This is a genomic window from Streptomyces sp. NPDC050211 (genome assembly GCF_040656035.1).
GTDB lineage: Bacteria > Actinomycetota > Actinomycetes > Streptomycetales > Streptomycetaceae > Streptomyces.
Genome location: NZ_JBFALC010000006.1, coordinates 17,621 through 40,922, shown reverse-complemented (window position 1 = coordinate 40,922; position 23,302 = coordinate 17,621). Strand labels below are relative to the sequence as shown.

22 protein-coding genes and 1 pseudogene are annotated in these 23,302 nt (G+C 70.6%); 9 read left to right on the top strand and 14 right to left on the bottom strand.

Annotated elements, in window-relative coordinates:
- Positions 1-80: 80 nt before the first annotated feature.
- Positions 81-2,666 (bottom strand): bifunctional FO biosynthesis protein CofGH, encoded by a 2,586-nt coding sequence (locus AB0I98_RS08550; protein ID WP_362937266.1) that lies wholly within the window; start codon positions 2,664-2,666, stop codon positions 81-83.
- Between the two features lie 111 nt (positions 2,667-2,777).
- Positions 2,778-3,623, bottom strand: a complete 846-nt coding sequence (locus AB0I98_RS08545; protein ID WP_362937263.1) for an LLM class F420-dependent oxidoreductase — start codon at positions 3,621-3,623, stop codon at positions 2,778-2,780.
- A 133-nt stretch (positions 3,624-3,756) separates the two neighbouring features.
- Here AB0I98_RS08545 and AB0I98_RS08540 point away from each other — a divergent pair, with 133 nt between their 5' ends.
- Complete coding sequence (locus AB0I98_RS08540) at positions 3,757-5,268, top strand: CehA/McbA family metallohydrolase (protein WP_362937260.1); 1,512 nt, start codon at positions 3,757-3,759, stop codon at positions 5,266-5,268.
- A gap of 90 nt (positions 5,269-5,358) precedes the next feature.
- Here the strand turns inward: AB0I98_RS08540 and AB0I98_RS08535 are convergent, their stop codons facing one another.
- A complete protein-coding gene (locus AB0I98_RS08535) occupies positions 5,359-6,039 on the bottom strand; it encodes a GntR family transcriptional regulator (protein ID WP_362937257.1) in 681 nt (226 codons plus the stop codon).
- A gap of 81 nt (positions 6,040-6,120) precedes the next feature.
- Here AB0I98_RS08535 and AB0I98_RS08530 point away from each other — a divergent pair, with 81 nt between their 5' ends.
- The 3 genes and pseudogenes from AB0I98_RS08530 (at position 6,121) to AB0I98_RS08520 (ending at position 8,595) form a co-directional block, all read left to right on the top strand.
- Positions 6,121-6,660, top strand: a complete 540-nt coding sequence (locus tag AB0I98_RS08530) for a YbhB/YbcL family Raf kinase inhibitor-like protein (RefSeq protein ID WP_362937254.1) — start codon at positions 6,121-6,123, stop codon at positions 6,658-6,660.
- Positions 6,661-6,667: 7 nt separating this feature from the next.
- A pseudogene (locus AB0I98_RS08525) lies at positions 6,668-7,081 on the top strand (metal-dependent transcriptional regulator); the annotation flags it as partial.
- Between the two features lie 71 nt (positions 7,082-7,152).
- Positions 7,153-8,595: a CapA family protein gene (locus tag AB0I98_RS08520; protein ID WP_362937251.1), complete on the top strand. Its 1,443-nt coding sequence runs from the start codon at positions 7,153-7,155 to the stop codon at positions 8,593-8,595.
- Here AB0I98_RS08520 and AB0I98_RS08515 read toward each other — a convergent pair.
- The 5 genes from AB0I98_RS08515 to AB0I98_RS08495 form a co-directional block, all read right to left on the bottom strand.
- Positions 8,578-9,447 carry an NAD(P)H-binding protein gene (locus tag AB0I98_RS08515; protein ID WP_362937248.1) on the bottom strand — a complete coding sequence of 290 codons (870 nt, stop codon included), beginning with the start codon at positions 9,445-9,447 and terminating at the stop codon, positions 8,578-8,580. The genes AB0I98_RS08520 and AB0I98_RS08515 overlap by 18 nt on opposite strands.
- Positions 9,448-9,518: 71 nt before the next feature.
- The gene (locus tag AB0I98_RS08510; RefSeq protein ID WP_362937245.1) at positions 9,519-10,520 is read right to left on the bottom strand and encodes a hypothetical protein; all 1,002 of its coding nucleotides are present in this window, start codon (positions 10,518-10,520) and stop codon (positions 9,519-9,521) included.
- A 48-nt stretch (positions 10,521-10,568) separates the two neighbouring features.
- Positions 10,569-10,850 (bottom strand): hypothetical protein, encoded by a 282-nt coding sequence (locus AB0I98_RS08505; RefSeq protein WP_362937242.1) that lies wholly within the window; start codon positions 10,848-10,850, stop codon positions 10,569-10,571.
- Positions 10,847-11,146: a hypothetical protein gene (locus tag AB0I98_RS08500; RefSeq protein WP_301981798.1), complete on the bottom strand. Its 300-nt coding sequence runs from the start codon at positions 11,144-11,146 to the stop codon at positions 10,847-10,849. The genes AB0I98_RS08505 and AB0I98_RS08500 overlap by 4 nt, the downstream gene beginning before the upstream one ends.
- Before the next feature lie 26 nt (positions 11,147-11,172).
- Entirely contained in the window at positions 11,173-11,613 is a 441-nt protein-coding gene (locus AB0I98_RS08495) for an ATP-binding protein (protein ID WP_362937239.1), read from the bottom strand.
- 201 nt (positions 11,614-11,814) lie between these two features.
- Between AB0I98_RS08495 and AB0I98_RS08490 the strand changes: the two genes are divergently transcribed.
- Together AB0I98_RS08490 and AB0I98_RS08485 are read left to right on the top strand one after the other, a co-directional pair.
- The gene (locus AB0I98_RS08490; RefSeq protein WP_362937236.1) at positions 11,815-12,666 is read left to right on the top strand and encodes a helix-turn-helix transcriptional regulator; all 852 of its coding nucleotides are present in this window, start codon (positions 11,815-11,817) and stop codon (positions 12,664-12,666) included.
- A 10-nt stretch (positions 12,667-12,676) separates the two neighbouring features.
- On the top strand, positions 12,677-12,925 hold the full coding sequence (locus AB0I98_RS08485) for a DUF397 domain-containing protein (RefSeq protein ID WP_362937233.1): 249 nt from the start codon (positions 12,677-12,679) through the stop codon (positions 12,923-12,925).
- Here AB0I98_RS08485 and AB0I98_RS08480 read toward each other — a convergent pair.
- A complete protein-coding gene (locus AB0I98_RS08480) occupies positions 12,912-13,733 on the bottom strand; it encodes an endonuclease/exonuclease/phosphatase family protein (protein WP_362937230.1) in 822 nt (273 codons plus the stop codon). The genes AB0I98_RS08485 and AB0I98_RS08480 overlap by 14 nt on opposite strands.
- A gap of 92 nt (positions 13,734-13,825) precedes the next feature.
- Here AB0I98_RS08480 and AB0I98_RS08475 point away from each other — a divergent pair, with 92 nt between their 5' ends.
- The 3 genes from AB0I98_RS08475 (at position 13,826) to AB0I98_RS08465 (ending at position 17,045) form a co-directional block, all read left to right on the top strand.
- A complete protein-coding gene (locus AB0I98_RS08475; protein WP_362937227.1) occupies positions 13,826-14,218 on the top strand; it encodes a nitroreductase/quinone reductase family protein in 393 nt (130 codons plus the stop codon).
- 111 nt (positions 14,219-14,329) lie between these two features.
- Entirely contained in the window at positions 14,330-14,707 is a 378-nt protein-coding gene (locus tag AB0I98_RS08470) for a hypothetical protein (protein ID WP_362937224.1), read from the top strand.
- Positions 14,691-17,045, top strand: coding sequence for a caspase family protein (locus AB0I98_RS08465; protein WP_362937221.1), 2,355 nt, complete (start codon positions 14,691-14,693; stop codon positions 17,043-17,045). Before AB0I98_RS08470 ends, AB0I98_RS08465 begins: the two co-directional genes overlap by 17 nt.
- A gap of 7 nt (positions 17,046-17,052) precedes the next feature.
- Here AB0I98_RS08465 and AB0I98_RS08460 read toward each other — a convergent pair whose 3' ends face one another.
- From AB0I98_RS08460 to AB0I98_RS08440, 5 genes are all read right to left on the bottom strand, one after another.
- Positions 17,053-18,504, bottom strand: a complete 1,452-nt coding sequence (locus AB0I98_RS08460) for an aldehyde dehydrogenase family protein (protein ID WP_362937218.1) — start codon at positions 18,502-18,504, stop codon at positions 17,053-17,055.
- Positions 18,501-20,231, bottom strand: a complete 1,731-nt coding sequence (locus AB0I98_RS08455) for a D-aminoacylase (RefSeq protein WP_362937215.1) — start codon at positions 20,229-20,231, stop codon at positions 18,501-18,503. The genes AB0I98_RS08460 and AB0I98_RS08455 overlap by 4 nt, the downstream gene beginning before the upstream one ends.
- A gap of 120 nt (positions 20,232-20,351) precedes the next feature.
- Positions 20,352-21,470, bottom strand: coding sequence for an LLM class flavin-dependent oxidoreductase (locus AB0I98_RS08450; protein WP_328440117.1), 1,119 nt, complete (start codon positions 21,468-21,470; stop codon positions 20,352-20,354).
- Between the two features lie 104 nt (positions 21,471-21,574).
- Complete coding sequence (locus tag AB0I98_RS08445) at positions 21,575-22,345, bottom strand: SDR family oxidoreductase (protein ID WP_362937212.1); 771 nt, start codon at positions 22,343-22,345, stop codon at positions 21,575-21,577.
- A 17-nt stretch (positions 22,346-22,362) separates the two neighbouring features.
- On the bottom strand, positions 22,363-23,277 hold the full coding sequence (locus AB0I98_RS08440; protein WP_362937209.1) for a TIGR03619 family F420-dependent LLM class oxidoreductase: 915 nt from the start codon (positions 23,275-23,277) through the stop codon (positions 22,363-22,365).
- Positions 23,278-23,302: the final 25 nt, after the last annotated feature.

Here is a 23,302-nt window from a genome sequence, read left to right as displayed (position 1 = left end):
GTACGCATCTCCTCAGCTCACCGACAGGGTCGGATCATCGTACTGCGAGCCCTCTGCCCCCTCGGTCCAGCACCGGCAACTCAGTCCAGCACCGGCAACAGCTCCGGCAGATGCCCGTCCGACGCCTGAGCCGCCCGCTGCCGCTCCTGAGGCACCTCCCCGTAGAGCGTCGTACGCGGCTTCGCCGGCCGGCCCACCGCCTCCGCCACGGCCACCAGGTCACGTACCGACTTGTACGAGCCGTACGACGACCCCGCCATCCGCGAGATCGTCTCCTCCATCAACGTGCCGCCGAGGTCGTTCGCGCCGGAGCGGAGCATTTCCGCCGCGCCCTCCGTGCCCAGCTTCACCCAGCTGGTCTGGATGTTGGGAATCCACGGGTGCAGGAGAAGGCGGGCCATCGCCGTGACCGCTCGGTTGTCCCGCATCGTCGGGCCCGGGCGCGCGATGCCCGCCAAGTACACCGGCGCGTTGGTGTGGATGAACGGCAGGGTCACGAACTCCGTGAAGCCGCCCGTCCGTTGCTGGATCCCGGCCAGGGTGCGCAGGTGGCCCAGCCAGTGGCGCGGCTGGTCGACGTGGCCGTACATCATCGTCGACGAGGACCGGATGCCGACCTCGTGCGCCGTCGAGATCACCTCGATCCAGGTCGCCGTCGGCAGTTTGCCCTTCGTCAGGATCCAGCGGACCTCGTCGTCGAGGATCTCCGCCGCCGTGCCGGGGACAGAGTCGAGGCCCGCTTCCTTCGCCGCCGTCAGCCACTCGCGGATCGAAAGCCCGGTCCGGGTGGCGCCGTTGACCACTTCCATCGGCGAGAAGGCGTGTACGTGCATCCCCGGCACCCGCGCCTTCACCGCCTTCGCGATGTCGAAGTACGCGGTGCCAGGCAGGTCCGGGTGGATGCCGCCCTGCATGCACACCTCCACCGCCCCCACGTCCCACGCCTGCTGCGCCCGGTCCGCGACCTGCTCCAGCGACAGCGTGTACGCGTCCGCGTCCGAGCGGCGCTGCGCGAAGGCGCAGAAACGGCAGCCCGTGTAGCAGACGTTGGTGAAGTTGATGTTCCGGGTGACGATGTACGTGACGTCGTCGCCGACCACCGACTTGCGTACGTCGTCGGCGACCCGGCACAGCGCGTCCAGCGCCGGCCCGTCCGCGTGCAGCAGCGCCAGCGCCTCCTCGTCGGTCAGCTTCGTCGGGTCGTCCGCCGCCGTCGCCAGAGCGGCGCGTACGTCCGTGTCGATCCTGGACGGCACCATGCCCGGCGCCGCCGCCTCGCGCAGGGCCCCCCAGTCGCCGTACACCTCGTCGAAGTCGTCGCGGCGGTCGGACGTACGGCCCTCGGTGTCGATGGTCGTATGCAGATCCGTACGGCCGGAGGGGACGAACACCTCCTCCGGCTCCTGCCAGGGGTGCCCCTCGACCACGGCGTCCTCGCGCGCCAGCCCCGTCTCCGGGTCGGCCAGGGCGCGGACGTGCGGGCGCAGCCGCGGGTCCAGCCAGGGCTCGCCGCGCCGCACGAACTCCGGGTAGACGCAGAGGCGTTCACGCAGTTCGAAGCCGGCAGCACGCGAGCGCTCGGTAAGTTCCTCGATCTGCGGCCAGGGGCGTTCCGGGTTGACGTGGTCGATGGTCAGGGGCGACACCCCGCCCCAGTCGTCGATTCCGGCGCCGATCAGCCGCTCGTACTCGGAGTCGACCAGGTTCGGCGGGGCCTGCAGACAGGCCGCCGGGCCCATGATGTGCCGGGCCACCGCCACCGTCGCGACCAGCTCGTCCAACTGCGCATCCGGCATGCCCCGCATCGCGGTGTCCGGCTTGGCGCGGAAGTTCTGGATGATCAGTTCCTGGATGCCGTGGTACGACCGCGAGACGCGGCGCAGCGCGAAGAGTGACTCGGCGCGCTCCTCGTACGTCTCGCCGATGCCGATGAGGAGTCCCGACGTGAAGGGGACCGATGACCGCCCCGCGTCCTCCAGCACCCGCAGCCGTACGGCGGGTTCCTTGTCCGGGGAGCCGTAGTGCGGCCCGCCCGGCTCGGACCACAGCCGCGTGGCCGTCGTCTCCAGCATCATGCCCATGGACGGGGCGACCGGCTTGAGCCGCTGGAAGTCGGTCCACGACATGACCCCGGGGTTGAGGTGCGGCAGCAGCCCCGTCTCCTCCAGGATGCGGATCGATATGGCGCGGACGTACGCGATCGTGTCGTCGTAGCCGTGCGCGTCCAGCCATTCCCGCGCCTCCGGCCACCGCTCCTCGGGCTTGTCGCCCAGGGTGATGAGCGCTTCCTTGCAGCCGAGGGCGGCGCCTCGGCGGGCGATGTCGAGGACCTCGTCCGGGGACATGAACATCCCGTGTCCGGCCCGGCGCAGCTTGCCGGGGACGGTCACGAACGTGCAGTAGTGGCATTTGTCCCGGCACAACCGGGTGAGGGGGATGAAGACGCTCTTCGAGTAGGTGATGACCCCGGGGCGGCCGCCCGCCTCGAGGCCCGCGTCCCGCACCCGGGCGGCGGACGCGGTGAGGTCGTCGAGGGCCTCACCGCGGGCCTGCAGCAGCACCGCCGCCTCGTTGACGTCGAGAGCGACGCCGTCCCGGGCGCGTTTGAGGGCGCGACGCATGGAGTTCTCGGTGGGGCCGGTTCCGGAGCTCACGGTGGTCGTCATCCTCCGAGCATACGATCGGGCTGATCAGCGCCCCGAAGGGGCGCGGGGAACTGCGCGAGCAACCACGACGAACCCGCAGCCTCAGCACGGCAGACGAGACGACACAACCGCTCAGAGATAGACGGCGTACTCGTCCAGCACCCGCAGCACCTCCGCCTCCCCCGCCGGCGGCAACTGCACCACAACCTCCTCGATACCCAGGTCGGCATAGTGCGCCAGCTTCCCCGGGCTCGGATAGACCGCATACGGCACAACCTGCAGCCCCGCCGGTTCACGCCCCGCGTCCGCCCACGCGGCCCGCAGCCGCGGCATCGACTCCGACAGGCCCCGCCCCCCGATCGGCATCCACCCGTCGGCGTACTCGCAGATGTGCGTGAAGAGCTTGGGCCCCGCCGCGCCCCCGACGAGCGTGCGCGGACCGATGACCGGGCCGCGCGGCTTCTGTACGGGCTTGGGGTAGGCGTGACTGGCCCGCACACCCCCGAACTCACCCTCGTACGCGGTCGGTTCCTCCGCCCACAGCGCCCGCATCAGAGCCATCCGGTCCCGGACCAGCTCGCGACGTGTCCGCCACTCCACCCCATGGTCGGCGGCCTCCTCCACGTTCCAGCCGAAGCCGAGCCCGAGAGTGAACCGGCCGCCCGACAGATGGTCGAGCGTCGCGATCTGCTTGGCCAGGTCGATCGGGTCGTGCTGGGCCACGAGCGTGATGCCGGTGCCGAGGCCCAGGCGGTCCGTCACGGCGGCGGCCTGGCCGAGCGCGACGAAGGGGTCGAGCGTGCGGCCGTACTCGGGCGGCAGCTCCCCGCCCGCCGGGTACGGGGTGACCCGCTCGACGGGGATGTGCGTGTGCTCGGGCAGATACAGCCCGGCGTAGCCCCGCTGCTCCAGCTCGCGGGCGAGCCGGGTCGGGGTGATCGTCTCGTCGGTGAGGAAGATCGTGACGGAGAGGCGCATGGCCCATCTCTACCGCGACGGACCTCGAATGTCCATACCGACCAGTCGGCATCCACACGGTTCCCGCTGGGAGCTATCCGTGGATTCCCTTTCCTTGTACGGCAGTTCACATCCGAAGGCCAGAGTTCTGCGCATGTGTGAAGACGACCACGGCATCGGCAGACGCGCGCTGTTCGTGACGGGAGCGGCCGCCGCGCTTACGTTGGGAAGCGTGAGCTTCGCGTCGGCCGCGGACGGCCGGACCCAGGAGACGAAGACGGTACGCGGCACCCTTCCCGCCGGATCGCCCGACTTCGTCTACCTGCCGCTCGAAGTCCCGTCCGGCGTACGGGAGATCAAGGTCGCGTACACCTACGACAAGCCCTCCGTCCCGGCCGGCACCCCCGGCAACGCCCTCGACATCGGCATCTTCGACGAACGCGGCACCGAGCTGGGCGGCCGTGGCTTCCGGGGCTGGTCGGGCGGGGCGCGCACGGAGTTCTTCCTCCGCGCGGACGACGCCACGCCCGGCTATATCCCGGGCCCGATCCGCCCCGGCACCTGGCACATCGCGCTCGGCCCGTACACGGTGGCGCCGCAGGGTCTGCCGTACGAGATCACGATCACGCTGTCCTACGGCGAACCGGGCGCCGTCGTCGAGCCGGCGTACCCGCCCTCGCGGGCGAAGGGGCGGGGCCGGGCCTGGTACCGCGGGGACTGCCATCTGCACTCCTGGTACTCCGACGGCCGCCGCACCCCGGCCGAGATCGCGGCGCTCGCGCGGGCGGCGGGGCTGGACTTCATCAACACGTCGGAGCACAACACGCATGCGGCGCACGCGCATTGGGCCGAGGAGGCGGGCGACGACCTGCTGATCCTGCTGGGTGAGGAGGTGACGACACGGAACGGGCATCTCGTCGCGCTGGGCACGGACCCGGGCACCTACGTCGACTGGCGCTATCGCGCCCGCGACAACCGGTTCGGCCGGTTCGCCCGGCAGATCCACCGGGCGGGCGGTCTGGTCGTGCCCGCCCATCCGCATGCCACCTGCATCGGCTGCAACTGGAAGTTCGGGTTCGGCGACGCGGACGCGGTGGAGGTGTGGAACGGCCCGTGGACGCCGGACGACGAGGTGGCCCTGGCGGACTGGGACGGGATGCTGGTGGCGTCCGCGCGGTCCGAGGGCCGGGAGTGGATTCCGGCGATGGGGAACAGTGACGCGCACCGGGATCCAGACGTGGTCGGACACCCGCAGACCGTAGTCCTCGCCGACGAACTGAGCCGGGGGGCGATCCAGGCGGGCATCCGGGCCGGGCGCTCGTACGTCGCCGAGTCTCGGCATGTCTCGGTGTCCTTCAGCGCGTCGGGCGGGCGCGGTGAGCACGCGGGGATCGGCGAGCGGCTGGACGTCGACCGCGACACCCCGGTCACCGTCCGCGTGGACGTCACGGGCGCCCCGCGCTGCACGGTCCGGCTCGTCACCGACCAGGGGGTGCTGTTCACGAGCACGCCGTTGCCGGTGTCGGGGGCGGGGAGTGTGGAGTGGCGGACCACGCCGTCGTATGCGGCGTACGTCCGCGCGGAGCTGCGGCACGAGACGGTGATCGGGCCGTTGCCGGGGGCGTTGGCGGCGTTCACGAATCCGATCTTCTTGGGGCGCGGCTGAGCGCCCCAAAGGGGCGCGGGGCTGTGTCAATATGCGGCTCCGCCGCGTGGGCGCGACCAGCCACGACGGCGCAGCAGACGACCGCCGGCATCAGGCCCCAGTCAGTCCCGCCGCGGTCAGCGTGAGGTGCTGGACCAGCATCTCGGCCGCCCCGTCGGCGTCCCGAGCCAGCGCCGCCTCCTCCAGGCGGCGGTGCTCGCGGAGGCCGTCCCGGTCGGGGTTGCGGTGCGACGACCAGCGGCGGGCCAGCTCGCTCACGGTCCACAGCCGGTCACAGGTCTCCAGCAGGACGGGGTTGCCGCAGCCCTCCAGCAGGGTGCGGTGGAAGGCCCGGTGGGCCTCGGCCCAGACGCCGGTGTAGTACTCGCCCTCCTCCGGCAGATACGGCGGGGTGCGGGCCAGGCGGTGGTGGGCGGCTCGTACGCGGGCCTCCCAGTCGAGGTCGCCGCGCTCGATGGACATGCGCAGCACGACCGGTTCGACGGTCCGGCGGGCCTCCGCGATCTCGTGCCAGCGGCGGTCGGAGGAGGCCGGGACGGCGAAGCCGCGGTTGGGCAGCCGGTCGGCGAGACCCTCGCCGACCAGCCGCACGAGCGCTTCGCGCACGACGGCCAGGCTGACGCCCTGCTGCTTGGCGAGGTCCTGCGGTTTGAGGGCGTCACGGGGGGAGAAGTCGCCGCGCATGATCGCGTCGCGCAGGTATGCGTAGACCTGCTCGGAAAGCATCTGCTTCCCCGAGGAGGTCGGGGTGTTGTCGGCCGTCTGCGTCATGTGTCGAGCATAGACGATCCCTCCAATAATCGATTATCCATGTTATGGTCGATCTGCAATCCGACAGAGAGGAACGACGCGATGAGCGCCAACGACCCGTTCGCCCGCCTCCCCGAGGCGGCTTCGTTCACCGTCACCAGCACCACCGTCACCGACGGCACGGCCTGGTCACCCGAGCAGTTCTCCGGCATCTTCGGCGTCCCCGGCGGGAAGGACGTCTCCCCGCAGCTGTCCTGGAGCGGCGCCCCGCAGGGCACCAAGAGCTACGCCGTCACCGTCTACGACCCCGACGCCCCGACCGGGTCCGGGTTCTGGCACTGGGCGGTCGCCGACATCCCCGCCACCGTCACCGAGCTGCCCGAGGGCGCCGGCGACGACACCGGCTCGGGCCTGCCCGAGGGTGCCTTCCAGTTGCCGAACGACGCCCGCCTGGCGCGCTTCATCGGCGCGGCCCCGCCGGCCGGACACGGCCCGCACCGCTACTACGTCGTCATACACGCCCTCGACACCGAGTCCATCGGCATCGCGCCCGACGCCACCCCGGCCGTCCTCGGCTTCACCATGGCGAGCCACATCCTCGGCCGCGCGGTCCTGACCGCCACCGCCGAGACGCGCGCCTGACGACGGCATGTCCCGACTCATCGACCCCACGGAGATGTATCTCCGTACGGTGCTCGAACTCGAGGAAGAGGGCATCGTCCCGCTGCGGGCGCGGATAGCGGAGCGGCTTGCCCAGTCGGGCCCGACGGTCAGCCAGACGGTCGCCAGGATGCAGCGGGACGGCCTGCTGCATGTGGCCCGCGACCGGCGGCTGGTGCTCACCGATGCGGGCAGGACGCTGGCCACCCGGGTGGTGCGCAAGCACAGGCTGGCCGAGTGCCTGCTCGTCAGCGTGATCCGAATGCCATGGAAAGAGGTGCACATCGAGGCATGCCGCTGGGAGCATGTGATCTCCGAGTCCGCGGAACGGCACCTCTACGAACTGCTCGGCCATCCGGACCGGTGTCCGTGCGGCAATGTCATCCCCGGCTTGGACGAGCTTGTCGCAGAGGTCGGCCGTCCGACCTGAGCCGCTCCCTTCACGAGCCGCCGCGGGTACCGAAGAATCGCCGTATGTCCTCCCGAGCCCCGGTCCGGGGCCGGTCCCGGCGGGAGGTCCTGGCGCTGACGGCCGCGGGGACGGTGCTGGCCGCCGGGTGTACCTCTGGTCGGTCTCCGAGCCCCGGGCCCAGTCGCAGTCCCAGCGTCAGGCGTAGTAGGGCGGCGGCCCGGCTCCCCCTGGTCCTGGCCGTCCATCCCACCCGGGCCCTCGGACTCGCCGCCGACAGGGGGCTGGTGGCGGACCTGTGGGACGGCGGGAGCGTGAGCTGGGAGCAGCTCGGTGGGAAGGGCGGGCGGGCGCGGGTCGTCCGCGGGGCGCCGGGGTCCGACCGGGAGGCGGTGACGGCCGTACGAGACGACCCGGACGCCATCGCCGTCGTACGGGCCGACGCGCTGGACCCGAGCGTGGCCGCGCTGCCGGTCGACGGCCGGGACCCGGTGACGGAGCCGGGCCGCTATCCGGTGACCGTGGCCTCCGAGGAGGGGCCGGACACGGTCGTCGCCACGCTCTGGACCGGCGACATCATGCTCGGCAGGCGGGTCGGTGAGGGGATCGCGCGGGCCGGGGACCCCGGAATGCCGTTCGCGCGGACGCGGAGTCGGCTGGCGGCGGCAGATCTGACCGTCGGGAACCTGGAGTGCACGCTGTCCCGCGCCGGGGAGCCGACCCAGGGCGGGGACTCCTTCGCGGCGGACCCAGCGGTGCTCGGGGCTTTGCGCGGGGCGGGCTTCGACGTGCTGCTGCTGGCCAACAACCACCTCGGCGACTTCGGCCCGGAGGCGCTGCGGCGGACGGTGCGGGCGGTGCGCGACGCGCGTTTCGCGGCGACCGGGGCCGGCGAGAACCTGGCCGACGCCCGGGAACCGGCGATCGTACGGGCGCGGGGCGTGCGCTTCGGGATCCTCGCCTTCAACGCGATCGGCGAGACCCCGGCGGCGGGACGGGCGACGCCGGGTGCGGTGCAGGTCCGGATGCCACCGCGCACGGGGCCGCTGGACACCTCCGACGTGGCGGCGTTGGAGGCCTCGGTGCGGGCCCTGCGCGGGCAGGTGGACGTGGTGGCCGTCTGCCCGCACTGGGGGCAGCAGTACACGCACCGCCCCGTCGACGAGCAGCACACCGTCGCCCGACGGCTCGTCGACGCGGGCGCGGACGCGGTGGTCGGCTCGCATCCGCACTGGGTGCAGGGCATGGAGCTGTACCGGGACCGGCTCGTCGCGCACTCGCTCGGCAACTTTGTCTTCGACATGGACTTCTCCCCCCAGGTCCGGCAGGGCGTGGTGCTGGAGCTGGTGTTCTGGGGGGCGCGGGCGATGGCGGCGAGGCTGCTGCCGGTGCGGATCGGGGAGGGGTATGTGCCGCACTTCCTGGGGGCCGGGAGCGGGGAGGCGCGCGAGATCCTGGCGGATGTGTGGCGGACGAGCGGAGAGCCGTACTCAGCGGGCGCTCTGTGAGTGCGGGGCCGTGAAGGCGTCGGCGTGCTCCGCGGCCCACTGGCCGAAGGTGCGGGCCGGGCGGCCGGTGACCTTCTCGACGGTGTCGACGACCGTGCGGCCGACCTCCGGGGTGTTCCCGTACGCCTCGAGCAGGAAGCCGATGACGTCCTCCGGGTGGCCCGCCGCCCGCCACTGGGCGACGGCTTCTTCCTCGGTCAGCTCGACCAGGGCGATCTCCCGGCCACAGGCGGCTGCGATCGTCGCCACCTTGTCGCCGACGGTGAGCAGCTCGGGACCGGTGATCACGTACTCCTGGCCCCCATGCCCCTCCTCGGTGAGCGCGACCGCGGCGACGGCGCCGATGTCGCCCTCGTGCACCATGGCGCTCAGCCGGGAGACGAACGGCTCGCGTACCACCCCCGATGCCACGATCCCGTCCGCCCACTCCAGGACGTTGGCCATGAACTCGACCGGCATGAGCACCGTCCAGTCGACACCGTCGTCGGCGCGCACGGCGTCCTCCAGCAGGGTCGGCCCGCCACCGTGCAGCACGGTGACCCGGCGTACGCCGGCCGCGCGGGCCAGCTCCAGGATTCGCGGGCCGGTCTCCAGCGGGGCGAAGTAGGGCCCGCCGAAGGTGATCAGATGGAGTCCGGTGACGCCCTCCAGGGCCGGAACCAGGCTGTCCGGTTCGGTCAGGTCGCCCTGCACGACCTCGACACCGACCGGGAGGGCGGCCCCGGCCGGGTCCCGGGTGAGGGCGCGGACCGCGTGGCCGCGGGCGAGCAGTTCGGCGACGACCTGGCGGCCGACGGTTCCGGTGGCGCCGGTGACAAGGATCTTCTGCGTCTGCGTGCTGTTCTGCGTCATGGAACGACCGTAGGAAGCGTTGCGGTCACCTTCTGTCCGCAAGGATTCCAGGGGCCGGAGATGGCTGGCTATTAGTTGTCGCTGTCGAAGGCGATGTGCAGATGATCCCGGTGCACCCGGTCCGAGAAGAACCCCCCGCCCCCGAGCAGCCGCGGCCCGCCGATGTTGTACGCCCCCGCTCGCGCCGCGTCCCGCATGAACCCGTCGATGAGCGAGTCGGGAGTCTCCGGGTCGATCACCGCCCTCCCGTCGACCGCCCACACGTCGAACGCACGCATCCGTGTGTGATCGCTGAGCCGGTTCGTCCCGAAGACGTTCCGCGGGTGCCCGGTGTGCACGACGCTCACATCGATCTCGTACGTCTCCGCGAGCGCGAGCAGCGCCCGCAGCGCCCTGGGCCGCAGCTGACCGGCCCGTACGTCGGCGTCGGCGGCGGGCGGGAGGTGGATGCGGTCATGGCCGACGACCTGCTCGATCAGCGCGCCGGGCCGGGCGAGGGGCGGCGCGGGACGAGACGGATACAAGGCCCCGACCCGCCACCCGCCGGGCGACCGCCCCAGCCGTACGTCGACGGTGGCACCCCCGGCCCGGACCGCACCGTCCTCCGCACGCCCCCACTGACGCATCGCCACGAGAACACTGGCCCGCGTGGCGAGCAGCCCGCCGTACTGCGCGGCGATGACATGGGCGGTGGCCTCGGAACCGGCGTCGAGAAGGGGCCGGGCCTGATCGACGAGCCCTGGGACGGACCCGGAGGGCACGCCCTGCGCCTCCGCCCTCCGCCTCGCGGGCCCGGTTCCGTCCTGCCCACGGGGCCAGGTACCGAGGGCTTCGAGAAGCCGTACGGCATTCCGCTTGACCTGGGGTTCGACCTCGGTGCGGACGAGGGGCCAAGGGGAGGCGGCGGGGAGCGGAGTTTCGGTCGGCGTCGGGGGCACCGAGGTGGGCGTCCGGGACCGCGTACCCGAGGGCCTGGGCTTCTCGCCGGCCTCCTCCTCCGAGGTACATCCGACGAGCCCCAGCCCGGCAGCGGCGGCGGCCAGGAGGAGGGTCCGCCTGGCGGGTTCGGTCACTTCTTCAGGGTGCCGGGGTGGGCGGAGGGGGTGTCAAGGCGGGACGACTCAGTCCAGAACTTGGGGATCGCGGAAGTAGTAGACGACGGTCACGCCCATACCGGGTGTGTGCGTGTACACGACCGTGATCGCCTCGGCGGAATCGCGAGCGAGGGGTGTGGTGTAGGTGTACTCCACGGATGGAGGACGCCAGCCGGGAATCTCGCGGTCGGCCGTCGGATCACGACCGATCACGGCGAGTGCGTCCCGGACGGCCTCCCGCTCCCCCTCCGTCAGATCGCCGAACGCCTTCCTGGCAGGCTCGGCCTCCTCCAGCGGGACTTCATTCACGTACCCGTACCTCCGGTACGCGCGTCTTCGAGAGCCGCCATGATCTCGGGCGAGTTCCTGATCAGCACTCTGTGGCGGTAGGCCCGGACCACGGCCGCGGCGCCCGCGAAGTCGTTGGTCGGAGAGGCCCCTATGGCGGCGGCCAACTCCTCCTCGAACCGCTCCCGGTCGCCCGGGAAGCCATATCGGCTGAGCGCACTGCGCAGGTCGTCCACCGTCCGGATGTCCGGGAGGGGCATCTCTCCCCAGCCGTGCTCGGGCTGTGCGCTCATGATCTGCTCCTGATGAACGGGCATGGCTCCACCTCCCAGTATGGCCCTGCTCACCACGCCCCCGCCCCGCCTCCGCACTCGGCCCACAGCAGCTTGCCGCCCCTCGACGCGCCCAGCTCGCGGAGCACCGACGCGCCCCACGTGTCCGCGCACGCCTGGACGAGGTGCAGTCCACGGCCGTGCTCGGTGTCCAGTGGGGGTGGAGCGCCCGGCGGGGAGAAGCCGGGCGGTACGCGCGGGTCGGTGTCCCATACGGCGACTCGGACCCCGTTGGCGATGAGCGCCGGACAGACTCGGAGGGCGTACGGACCTCTGGTGTGGCGGTGCGAGTTGGTGAGCAGTTCCGTCGCCAGCAGTTCTGCCGTGGAGGTGACTTCGGGCATCTCATGGGCGGCCAGAATCAGTCTGAGAGCGCCTCGCGCGATACCCGGTGCGCGTGGATCGTGCGGGAGATGCAGGGTGTAGTTCCAGCACGGGGATACGGTGGCCATCGGAAGTCTCCGGTCACTGAGGGGAGTTGAACGAGTGCCTGGTGTCTCTGCCGTGGCGTCCCACGGTGCGCTTCCAAGCGAGGCGCCTGGTTCAGTAAGCTACCGGCTCGCCACTTAATACATTTCCCATTACGGCAATCACATGAGCTTTTCCCTCGTGTGAGTGACACCAACGCGCGGCTTTCCAAGGAGAGTTGGCCCATGGCTCCCAAGACCGCCACGACCGCCCGCCGCCTCCGTCTCGGCACGGAACTGCGCAGGCTTCGTGAACGGGCGGGTCTGTCCGTCACTGAAGGGGCCCGTCAACTCGGCGTCAGTCAGGCACAGCTCAGCAACATCGAGGCGAGCCGATTCGGTGTGAGCGCGGACCGCCTGCGCGCCCTGGCCCGCATCTATCGCTGCTCCGACACCGCTTACCTCGACGGTCTCATCGAGTTGGCCGGCGAGCGGAAGGGCGGCTGGTGGGAGACATTTCGGGAGGTGCTCCCGGCCGCACTGCTCGACCTGGCGGAGATCGAGCACCACGCCGTAGAGCTCCAGGCGGCCAACACGGCGCACATCCCGGGTCTACTCCAGCTTGCCGACCACGCCCGCGCAATCTATGAGCAGGCCGTGCCCGAGTTCAGCCGCCGCGACATCGAGCTCCGGGTGAACCACCGGCTCCAGCGCCAGGCCCTACTCGACCAGGACAACCCGGTGCCCTACCAGGCCATCATTCACGAGGCCGCGCTCCGCGTACCCGTGGGCGGGACATCGGTCGCCAGGCGTCAGCTGAAGCATCTGCTGGCCCAAAGCGAGCGCGACGGCATCACGATCCAGGTAATCCCCTTCGCCATCGGGGCTTACCCGGGTTCCGGACAGACGTTCCTCTACATCCATGGTCCTGTCCTCCGGCTCGACACGGTCTCCTTGGACCAGTCGCACGGACCCGCGCTGGTCGACGCCGAGGCCGAACTGGACACGTACCGGAATCTGCTGAACCGCATGGAGTCCGTAGCACTGCCCCCGGAGAAGACCCGGGACTTCATCCATGATCTGGCCACCGAACTGTGAGAGGACTCGCATGACCGCATACGCATGGCAGAAGTCGTCCTACTGCGCCCAGGGCGAATCGTGCCTCCATGTCGCCGCCACAGCGCAGAAGTCGTCCTACTGCCAAGAAGGCGACGCCTGCGTCCACATATCCGCCACCCCCACCACCATCCACGTCACCGAAAGCGCCGACCCGACCCGAGCCGTCCTCACCACCGCCCCCGTCGCCTTCGCGGCCCTGCTCGACGCGCTGAAAACCGCACACGTCACCCCGCGCTGAGATCCGCCACGACCGCCGCATGGTCGGAGGCCCATACCCCGTCCACAGGCCCATCTCCCGCGCGCCGTATGCCACGTACGTGGCCGAGTCCGCCGGGGCCCGGAGGCCCTACGTGGATGTAGTCGATGCGGGCGCTGGGGACCAGACCTGCGGCGGCGTAGGGGTTTGCCGCGTCCCAGGTGAAGGAGGGCGCACTCGGCTCGGCGTACTCCCAGGCGTCGTAGAGGACTTGCCGGGGGACGGCCGGGGCGGTGCGGTAGCCGCCGAGGAGGCGGATCTCATCCGAATCAGGCCAGGCGTTGAAGTCTCCGGTGACGATGGGTGGGAAGGGTGTGCCGCCCCGGTGCTCGGCGACGAACTCGGCCAGCGCTCTGACCTGGCGGCAACGCACCGCCGACGCATGGGGGACGGAGGTGAGGTGGGTGGTGAAGAAGGGGACGTCGTAGGAGGGGGTGGCCAGGCGGGCGTACAGGGCGAGGCGGCCGTCGGCGACGTCGGTGGGGGCGGGGAGGGGCAGTACGGCGTGGTCGGTCACCGGCCACCGGCTGAGTACGGCGTTGCCGATCCCGACACTCGTGTCCCCGATCCTGCGCTGCCACCGCCCGGGCGCGGGCGAGGGGCCCCAGGCCCAGTGCAGGCCGAGTTCCCCGGCCAACCACTCGGCGAGGTTCTCCCCGTCGTCGCTCGCCCAGACCTCCTGCAAACCGACGACATCGGGGCGCAGTTCCCGCAAGACGCCGAGGATCGCCTTCTGCCTCTCCTCCCATGGCCCGAACCGCCACCACAGGTTCCATGTCACGACGCGCACGACCCCGATCACCGCCCCTACGCCCAACCGCCCGTCTCCTCAAGGCAATGATGTAGTCCCGTCCCGGACCCGACACAGGAGACCCGGAAACAATGCCCCGTCACTCCGAACGCAAATACCGGGCCGTCACCGCGGTCCAGCGTCACCTCAACCGCGTCATGCGCCGCCTGCCCACCCACACCCTCCTGGAGACCACCGGCCGCACCTCCGGCCTCCCCCGCCGCACCCCCATCGGCGGCCGCCGCGTCGGCGACTCCTTCTGGCTGGTCTCGGAATTCGGGGAGCGCTCGCAGTACGTCCGCAACATCAAGGCCAACCCAAGGGTGCGGGTCCGGATCCACGGCCGCTGGCACGACGGAACCGCCCATCTCCTCCCGGACGACGACGCGGTGGCCCGGCTGCGGAGCCTGCCCCGGATGAACAGTGCGGCGGTACGGGTGGTGGGGGCGGGGTTGCTCACGGTGCGGGTGGATCTGGACAGCTGAGTGATCGTAGATACCGCTATCAACTAGCCGGGCTTTAGCGTCGCTTGACAGGCCATCACGCGTTCACTGGAATAAACACCTCACACCACTGACGCACGCGCTGGGGGCCGCATGTCCGTACGGATCGACGTCGTGGGGGACGACGACGCGCTGGAGGACCTGTGGGAGTGGCTGGGTGCCGAGCGTGAGCTGCGGGGGCGCGTGCGATGGGAGAGCCCGCCCGCCGCGGAGGGCACCATGGGATCCGGGGTGGAGATCGCCGTCCAGGTGACGGAACTGGGGCTCGCGGGCATCAACACCCTGGTGGCGGCGATCGGCGCATGGCTGACGTATCGCTCGACCCAGGCGGCGGCGCCCGTCGGGAGCGTCACGATCAGTGTGCCCGGCGGTGGGCAGTGCGAGATCAAGCACGATGATCCCGCGGAGCTGACGCGCGTGGCCACGGCCCTCCTCCAGCACCTCAGCGACAGTGATGATCCGGCTGCCTGATCCGGAGGGCTCCCGCGCATTTCTGTTCGGTACCGCCACCTACGAAGCCGACGACCTGGCAGACCTGCCGGCCGTGGCCAACAACCTCGATGACCTGCGCGCCGCCCTGACCTCTCCCCTGGGCGCCTTCGCCGCCGAGCGCTGCACCGTGCTCCTCGATCCGGCCGGCTCGATCCCCGTCTACGACGCACTGCGGCACCACGCCGCCGCGGCCACCGACACCCTGCTGATCTACTTCGCGGGACATGGCCTGCGCAAACTGCGCGGGGGCCTGTATCTCGGCCTTCCGCACACGCAGTCGGCCAACGCGGCGGTCAGCGGTTTCGACTACGACCTGCTGCGCGAGATCGTGAACTCGTCCAGCGCGACCAACAAGATCGTGATCGTGGACAGCTGCTTCAGCGGGCGGGCCATCCAGGGCATGAGCGGCGTCGCGCAGGACCTGGACATCGAGGGCAGCTGCCTGCTGACCGCCACCACCGCGAACGAACAGGCCCTGGCGCCGCCGGGAAAGCCGTACACGACCTTCACCGGCGAACTGCTCCACCTGCTGCGGCACGGCATCCCGGACGCAGGCCCCCTGCTCTCCCTCGGCGTCATCGCCGAGGAACTGCGCCGCAGCGCCCGACGCCGGGAACTGCCCATCCCGGAGCAGCAGTTCCGCGGCACCACCCAGCACATCGCACTCACCCGCAACCCCGCCGCGCCCACCACCGACGCCCCGCCCACGCCGCCGGTGCCGCCCCCGCCCCGGCCCTCGGTCCAGCACGCCTACGTGTCCCGCGCGCTCGTCTTCGCGGGGACCTCGCACGCCACGAAGAAGGACCTGGCGGAGACGATCCGCACGCACTGGTCGACCGCCGCCGACCGCTTCTTCGGGCACATGGGCACCGAGGCGCACCCCACCGAGAGCTGGGCCGAACTCCGCTCCTGGCTACGGCAGTTCAACGACCTGCGGACCGATGACGTCGAGGGCCGGATCGTCCTCATCGACCGCTGTCTGACCAACTCCGCCCTTCGCCCGCACCACAAGCTGCTGCACCTGCTGCGCTGGCTCGATCCGGACGGCCCGGTCGTCTACCGCGGACGGCCGATCACCTACGACACGCTGACCGCTGTCTGCCTGTACCGCTACGTCGGCGGCGGCCGGCGCGACGCGGAACTGCTCAAGGAACTGGCAAAGGAGCACCGCCTGCTCGACACCCTGGCCGGGTTCACCACACTCGACCAGCTGCGGGGCGTGCACCGGCAGTGGGCCGAGGCGCTGAAGGCGTGGCAGGCCGCGGACACCACATGGTGGCCGCCGGAAGTGCGGGACTGGGCTTCCGACGTGGGCCCCGGTGCCCTGCTGGCCGCCCTCCTGCCGCCGGAGCACCTGGAGGAGGTACGGCCCCGATGGCAGGGCGGCGAGGCGCGACCGCCGGACACGAGCACGGTCTGGTACGACCGCCTGCTGCAGGCCGCCGAGGGCCGGAACACTCTGCTCGGCCAACTGGCAGAGGCCGACTGGTCCGAGCGGGCCCAAGGGGAGGCACTCGCCGAGGCCGAGAAGCGTGAGCTGCGGCGCCGGGCCGAGGAACTGGCGCAGAAGCAGCGACTCAAGCAAGAACAAGAAGAACGGGAACGGCGTCAGGCCGAGGAGCAGAGACGGCAGGAGCAGCAGCGGCGCGCCGAGGAGGAGGAACGGCAGCGGCGGCTCAAGGAGGCCCAGGAGGAGGAGCAGCGGCGGCAGCGGGAGCGGGAGTGGAAGGCCGCCGCAGCAGCCCAAGTGCGGCCCGCCGCCCGTGCCATGGCCGTACTCCGCGCGCTGGCCCTCGGCCTCGGCTGGGCCCTGCTTCCGCTCGTCCTCATCTGGCTCAGCTGGTGGTTCTCGAGTTACGAGTTCGACGCGGCGCAGACCCTGTCCGTCCTGACCGGCGTCGCGAGCTTCTCGGCCATGGTCATGCTGATCCCGTGCGCCGCACAGCTCGGCGGCAACTTCCGTCCCCGGCTGCGTGTGCCCTGGTCCTGGCTGCCGGCACCCCGCGGCACGCTCGTCGCGGGCACGCTGCTGCTGGTCTTCGGCCTGATCAGCAGCGACACATCCCTCCGCTCGGGCAGCTTCAAGGCCGACTCCGACCTGCTGCGCGAGGCCGGCCTGAGCGCCTTCCTGGAGTACGTGGGCGCAAACTCCTATTCGCCCTCCGGCTGGGACATCCTCGTCTCGCTGCTACTCGTGCCCGTCCTCGCCGGCTGCGTGTTCGCGGGCCTGCATGCGGGCAGGGCAACCGCCCGCCGCTGGGAAGAACACACCGCCCGCGCCCAGCAGGAGGCCTACCCGCTCACACAGTCACCATGAGCCGGCATCACCCCGGCCACACAATCGCCTGCGCCTCGCTGTAAGCATGCAGGGCATACGACCCCACATCCCGCCCCACCCCGCTCTTCTTGAAGCCCCCGAACGGTGCCTCCATGTTCCGCCCGACGGTGTTCACGCCCACTCCGCCGGCCCGCAGTTGCCGGGCCACGCGGAAGGCCCGGGCCACGTCGGACGACCAGACGTAGTCGATCAGGCCGTAGTCGCTGTCGTTGGCGAGGGTGATCCCCTCTTCCTCCTCGTCGAAGGGGATGACGCATACGACCGGGCCGAAGATCTCCTCCCGGGTCACGCGCATCGAGGCAGTGCAGTCCGCCAGGAGGGTCGGGGAGACGTAGAAGCCCCGGTCGTACGGAGGGCGTTCGCCGCCGGTCACCACCGTGGCCCCCTCCTTCCGGCCCAACTCCACATACGACTCGACCCGCTCCCGGTGTTCAGCCGAGATCACCGGCCCGACCACCGTCCCGGGCTCCCTCGGATCCCCGACCTTCAACCGGCCCGCGTAGCCCGCGAGTTGCTCGACCAGACGGTCGTACACCCCGCGTTGCGCCAGCACTCGCGTCGGTGCCGTGCAGATCTGGCCGCTGTAGAAGGAGAAGGTGGTCCCGATGCCGGCCACGGCGGAGCCGAGGTCCGCGTCGTCGAAGACGAGCGCCGCGCCCTTGCCGCCCAGTTCCATCAGCTGGCGTTTCATGTCGCGCCCGCACACCTCGGCGATGCGCTGTCCCACGGCGGTGGAGCCGGTGAAGCTGACCATGTCAATGTCGGGGGAAGACACGGCCGCCTCGCCGACCTCCACCGACCGGCCGCAGACCACGTTCACGACGCCCGCCGGAACGCCCGCCGCCTCCAGCGCCTCGGCCATCCGGAACACCGACAGAGGGTCCTGCGGGGCGGGTTTGACGACGACCGTGTTGCCCATGGCCAACGCGGGGGCGATCTTTCCGGCCGGGTTGGCCCAGGGGTTGTTGTAGGAGGTGACGCAGGTGACGACACCGACGGGCTGGCGTACGGCAAGTGCGCCCATCACCGCCGCCCTGCCCATCGGGCCCGCCTCGTTGATCTGCGGCGGGATCGCCCACTCCGCCGGCTCGACCTTGGCGTACCGCCGGAAACGGGCCGCGCCGACCCCGACCTGCATGCCGTACGCCGTCCCGGTCGTCGCCCCCGTCTCCGCCTGCGCCAGCCGGGCATACGGCTCCAGGTGCCCGCGGATGATGTCCGCAGCCCGGCCCAGTACGACCGCCCGCTCCTCCGGCGTGGTACGCGACCACGGACCGAAGGCCTCGCGGGCCGCGGCCGCGGCCGCGTGCACCTGATCCCGCGAGGCCTCCGGCGCCCACCCGACGGTCTCCTCCGACGCCGGGTCGATCACCTCGTAGTGGCCGCCGTCCGGTTCGACCCACCGGCCGCCGATGAACAGCCTCTGCCCATCGGTCACTTGGTGCTCACCGTGCTCGTGTCCCGCCCGGACCGCAGCACCTTCCCCGGCACCGCCCCCGTCACCACGTCGTCCCGGATCGCCTCGACGCCGTTGACCCACACGGCCCGCACCCCGATCGCCTTGGAGTCCAGCCGCGGACTGTCACCCGGCAGGTCGTGCACCAGGGTGGCCGTGCCGGCGTCGATCCGTTCCGGGTCGAACAGGACGAGGTCCGCATGGAATCCCTCCGCCACCCGGCCCCGCTCCCGCAGCCCGAACAACCGCGCCGGATCGTCGGTCAGCATCTTCACCGCCTGCTCGAGCCCGGCCAGTTTCCGGCCGCGCAGACAGTCCCCGAGGAACCGGGTCGTGTACGGCGCCCCGCACATCCGGTCCAGATGCGCCCCCGCGTCCGACCCCCCGAGCATCACGTCCTCGTGCTGCCAGGCCTCGGCCCGCATCGCCCAGGACGCCGGGTCGTTGTCGGTCGGCATCGGCCAGAGCACGGTACGCATCTCGTCCGCCGCGCAGATCTCCACCAGGCACTGGAAGGCGTCCTGCCCGCGTTCCGCCGCGATGTCCTCCACGACCCGCCCGCTCAGCCCACGGTTCGCCTCGCTGTACGTGTCGCCGATGACGTACCGCCCGAAGTTCGTCAGCCGCCGGAAGACCCCCGCCTCCTTGCTGCCCGCCCGCTCCAGCATCTCCGCCCGCACGTCGGCGTCCCTGAGCCGCGCGATCCGCTCCGGCACCGGCAGCCCCAGAATCGGCCCCCACCCGGGGATGAGGTTCAGCGCGCAGAACGTGCCGAGGGACATGTTCATCGGCGTGAGGATGGGCATCGTCAACGCCACCACCCGCCCGCCCGCCTTCCGCGCCCGCTCACTCGCGACCAGCTGCCTCGGCACCCGCTCGGGAACGGAGGAGTCGATCGTCAGCACATTCCAGTTCAACGGCCGCCCCGCCGCCGCACTCATCTCCACGAACAGATCGATCTCGGCATCACTGAACTGATCCAGACACCCGGCCACGATCGCCTCGATCTGCGTCCCCTCGTGCTCCCCCACGGCCTGGGAGAGCGCCAGCAGTTCAGCAGGCTTCGCATGCCGGGAGGCAACCGGCTGCCCGTCCCCGTCGGAGTGAGTCGAGGACTGCGTGGTCGAGAGTCCCCACGCACCCGCGTCCATCGACTCATGGAGCAGGCGGAGCATGGCGGCGAGTTGGTCCTCCGTCGGCTGTCCGCCCACCGCATCCGGCCCCATCACATACCGCCGCAACGCACAATGCCCCACCATGAAGCCCGCGTTGACAGCGGTACGCCCTTCGAGCGCATCGAGGTACTCCCCGAACGAACTCCAATTCCAAGGCGCGCCTTCTTCGAGCGCGATCAGCGACATCCCCTCGACCTTGGACATCATCCGGCGCGTGTAGTCGGCGTCATCCGGCCGCCCGGGGTTGAGGGGCGCGAGCGTGAACCCGCAGTTGCCGGCAGCGACCGTAGTCACCCCGTGATTCAGGGACGGGGTGGCATACGGATCCCAGAACAACTGCGCGTCGTAGTGAGTGTGGGGATCGACAAACCCCGGCGCGAGAACGAGCCCAGCAGCATCCTCACTGGTCCGGGCCTCTTCGGTGACGGTACCGATGACGGCGATACGACCGTCTCGGATGCCGACATCGGCAGTGAAAGCAGCCGCACCGGTCCCATCGACGACGGCCGCACCTTTGATGACGTGATCAAGCACGGGGCTCACCTCCTTGAGCTGCGGTGTGCATACCTACCTAGGGGCGCGGGGCTGTATCGATTTGCGGCTCCGCCGCGTGGGCGCGACCAGCCACAACGAACCCGCAGCCGCCAACGAACCTCAGCCCGCCCTCCGGAACCGCGTAGTCCGATGCACAGGATCCGTATCGATCTTCGGAATCACGTGCTCCCCAATAAGCCGAATCGTCTGCAACGTCTCCTCCTTCGGCACCCCCACCGGCAACCCGAAGCTCAACTGATCCGCCCCCGCCTGCTCCCACCGCTTGCACTGCGTGAGCACCTCATCCGGATCCCCGCAGATCAGCAACTCCTCCTCGATGAGGACCTCGACGAACTCCGCGGTGTACTCCGGCAACGTCTCCGGCCACACCGGAAACCCCTCCGGCCGCGGAAACGTGTCGTGGTACCGGAAGACCAGCGACGGCAGATAGTGCAACCCGCCGTTTACGGCAATCTCGATCGCCTCGGCATGCGTAGGCGCACAGATCGCGGTGGTCGTCACCATCACGTTGTCGTTGACGAAGTCCCCGATCGGCTCCGCGTCCACCACCGCCGTCTTGTACTGCTCCAGCACCCACTCCATGTCGGAGACCTTCTGCACGCTGAACCCGAGCACACCGAGCCCCTTCTTCGCCGCCATGGCGTACGACGGCGGCGACCCCGCCGCGTACCACATCGCGGGGTGGGACTTCCCGTACGGCTTCGGCAGGATCTTCCGCGGCGGCAGCGACCAATGCTTGCCCTGGAACCCGGCGTACTCCTCCTGGAGCCACATCTTCGGGAACTCGGCGATGGTCTCTTCCCAGATCTCCTTGGTGTAGTTCATGTCGGTGATCCCGGGGAGGAACCCGAGGATCTCGTGCGACCCGGCGCCCCGCCCGCTGCCGAACTCGAAGCGGTTCTGGGAGAGATGGTCGAGCATGGCGACCTTCTCGGCGACCTTGACCGGGTGGTTGACCTGGGCGAGGGGATTGAAGATCCCGGAGCCGAGATGGATGCGCTCGGTCGCGTGGGCGAGGTAGCCCAAGAACACGTCGTTGGCGGAGAGGTGCGAGTACTCCTCCAGGAAGTGGTGCTCGGAGGCCCAGGCGTACTTGAAGCCGGACTTGTCGGCCTGGATGACGTACTCGGTCTCCTCCATCAGCGCCTTGTGCTCGGCCAGCGGGTCGGTCTCGGCGCGCTTGCCCACATATCCCTGTACAAAGAGCCCGAATTCCAAGGAGGTTCACCGTCCCCGGTCTGGAGTGCTGTGGATTATCTGATGGTTCGTCAGATCGCTGACTGTGGCACCGTACGCATGAAGCGTCAATAGCTGACGGTCAGTCAGACAACCGAGACTCCCGCGAGCCACCCACCGTCGATCACGAACGGCTGCCCCGTGATGTACGACGAGTCCGCGCACGTGAGGAACAGCGCCAGCCGTGCCACCTCCTCCGGCCGCCCGATCCGGCCCAGCGGCACGAGCTTGCGGTAGAGCGCGTCCAGCGCGTCCGTCATCCCCGCGGCGTCCGCGTTCGGGTCCAACTGGGCCGGGTTGGACATCGCCGTGTCGATGGCACCGGGGCACATGGCGTTGACCCGGATGCCCCGGTGGGCCAGCTCCAGCGCGGCGACGCGGGTGAGGCCGAGGATGGCGTGCTTGGTGGCGGCGTAGGCACCGACAGCGGCCATGCCGGTCACGCCGGTGTAGGAGGCGGTGTTGACGATCGTGCCGCCGTCGGCCAGTTCGGGGGCCACCGATTTGATCCCCAGGAAACAGCCGACCTGGTTGACCCGTACGACCTGCATGAACTCGTCGAGCGGCGTGTCCGCGAGCGCGTTGAACCGGAGGATCCCGGCATTGTTGACCAGCCCGTCGAGCCGACCGTACGCCTCCTTCGCGGCGGTCACGGCCGCCTGCCAGTCGGCCTCCTCGCCGACGTCCAGATGGACATACGTCGCTCCGATCTCCTTGGCGAGGGACTCCCCCTGGTCGTCCAGCACGTCGGCCACGACGACCGCCGCGCCCTCCGCCCTGAACAGCCGGGCCTCCTGCTCGCCCTGTCCGCGCGCCGCGCCGGTGATGATGACGACGCGTCCGTCCAGCTTGCCCATGGCGTCTCCTCGGGTCCTCAGAGGTGGGGTGCTATGTCGGCGCCGAACGCCGCGATCTGGTCGATGAGTTCGCTGCGGCTCCGGCTGCGGAACCGCACCTGGATCTGGTCCACGCCCATCGCCCGGTAGGCCCGGAGGGACTCGGCGAGGGCGTCGGGGGGTCCGGTGAGGGTGCGGCGCCCGACGTCCCAGGCAGGTGTCCCGACGTACAAGGGCTCGGCGATGGCGCCGACGGTGAACGGCCCCTCGACTCCCGCTTCTTGCCTCAGCTGCCGTATCCGCGCGATCTGCGCGGGCAGCCGGTCCCGTGGATCCCCCTGCGGCAGCCACCCGTCCCCCTTCAGCGCCGCCCTGCGCACGGCGGCCGGCGACGATCCGCCGACCCAGACCGGGACGCGCTCCTGCGCGGGACGCGGACGCTGGCCGAGACCCTCGAAGTCGTACAACTTGCCGTGGTGCTCGGGGAATTCGTCGGGGCCGAGGGCGGCACGGAGGGCGTCGATGGTCTCGTCCAGCACCGCGCCCCGGTGCTGGAAGTCGACACCCAGCGCCGAGAACTCCTCCTCCACATGCCCCGCCCCGACCCCGAGGATCAGCCTCCCCCCGCTGAGGTGATCGAGGGTCGCGTACTGCTTGGCGGTGAGCAGGGGGTGGCGCAGGCCCACGACCGCGACATGACTGAGCAGCCGTACGTGCCCGGTGGCCGCCGCCAGGAAGGCGAGCGTGGCGACCGGGTCGTACCAGACCGTGCTCATCGCGGGCGCGAGGCGGCGCGGGATGGCCACGTGGTCGCAGCAGGCGACGTAGGAGAAGCCCGCGCGGTCGGCGGCCCGGGCGATGGCCACGAGGTCGTCGGGGCCGGCGGCCGCTTCCCAGGGCTCGGTGTAGAGGGTGCTCTGGGACTGGACCGGGAGCTGAATGCCGTAGGACACGCTGGCCCTCCATTATCTGACGGAT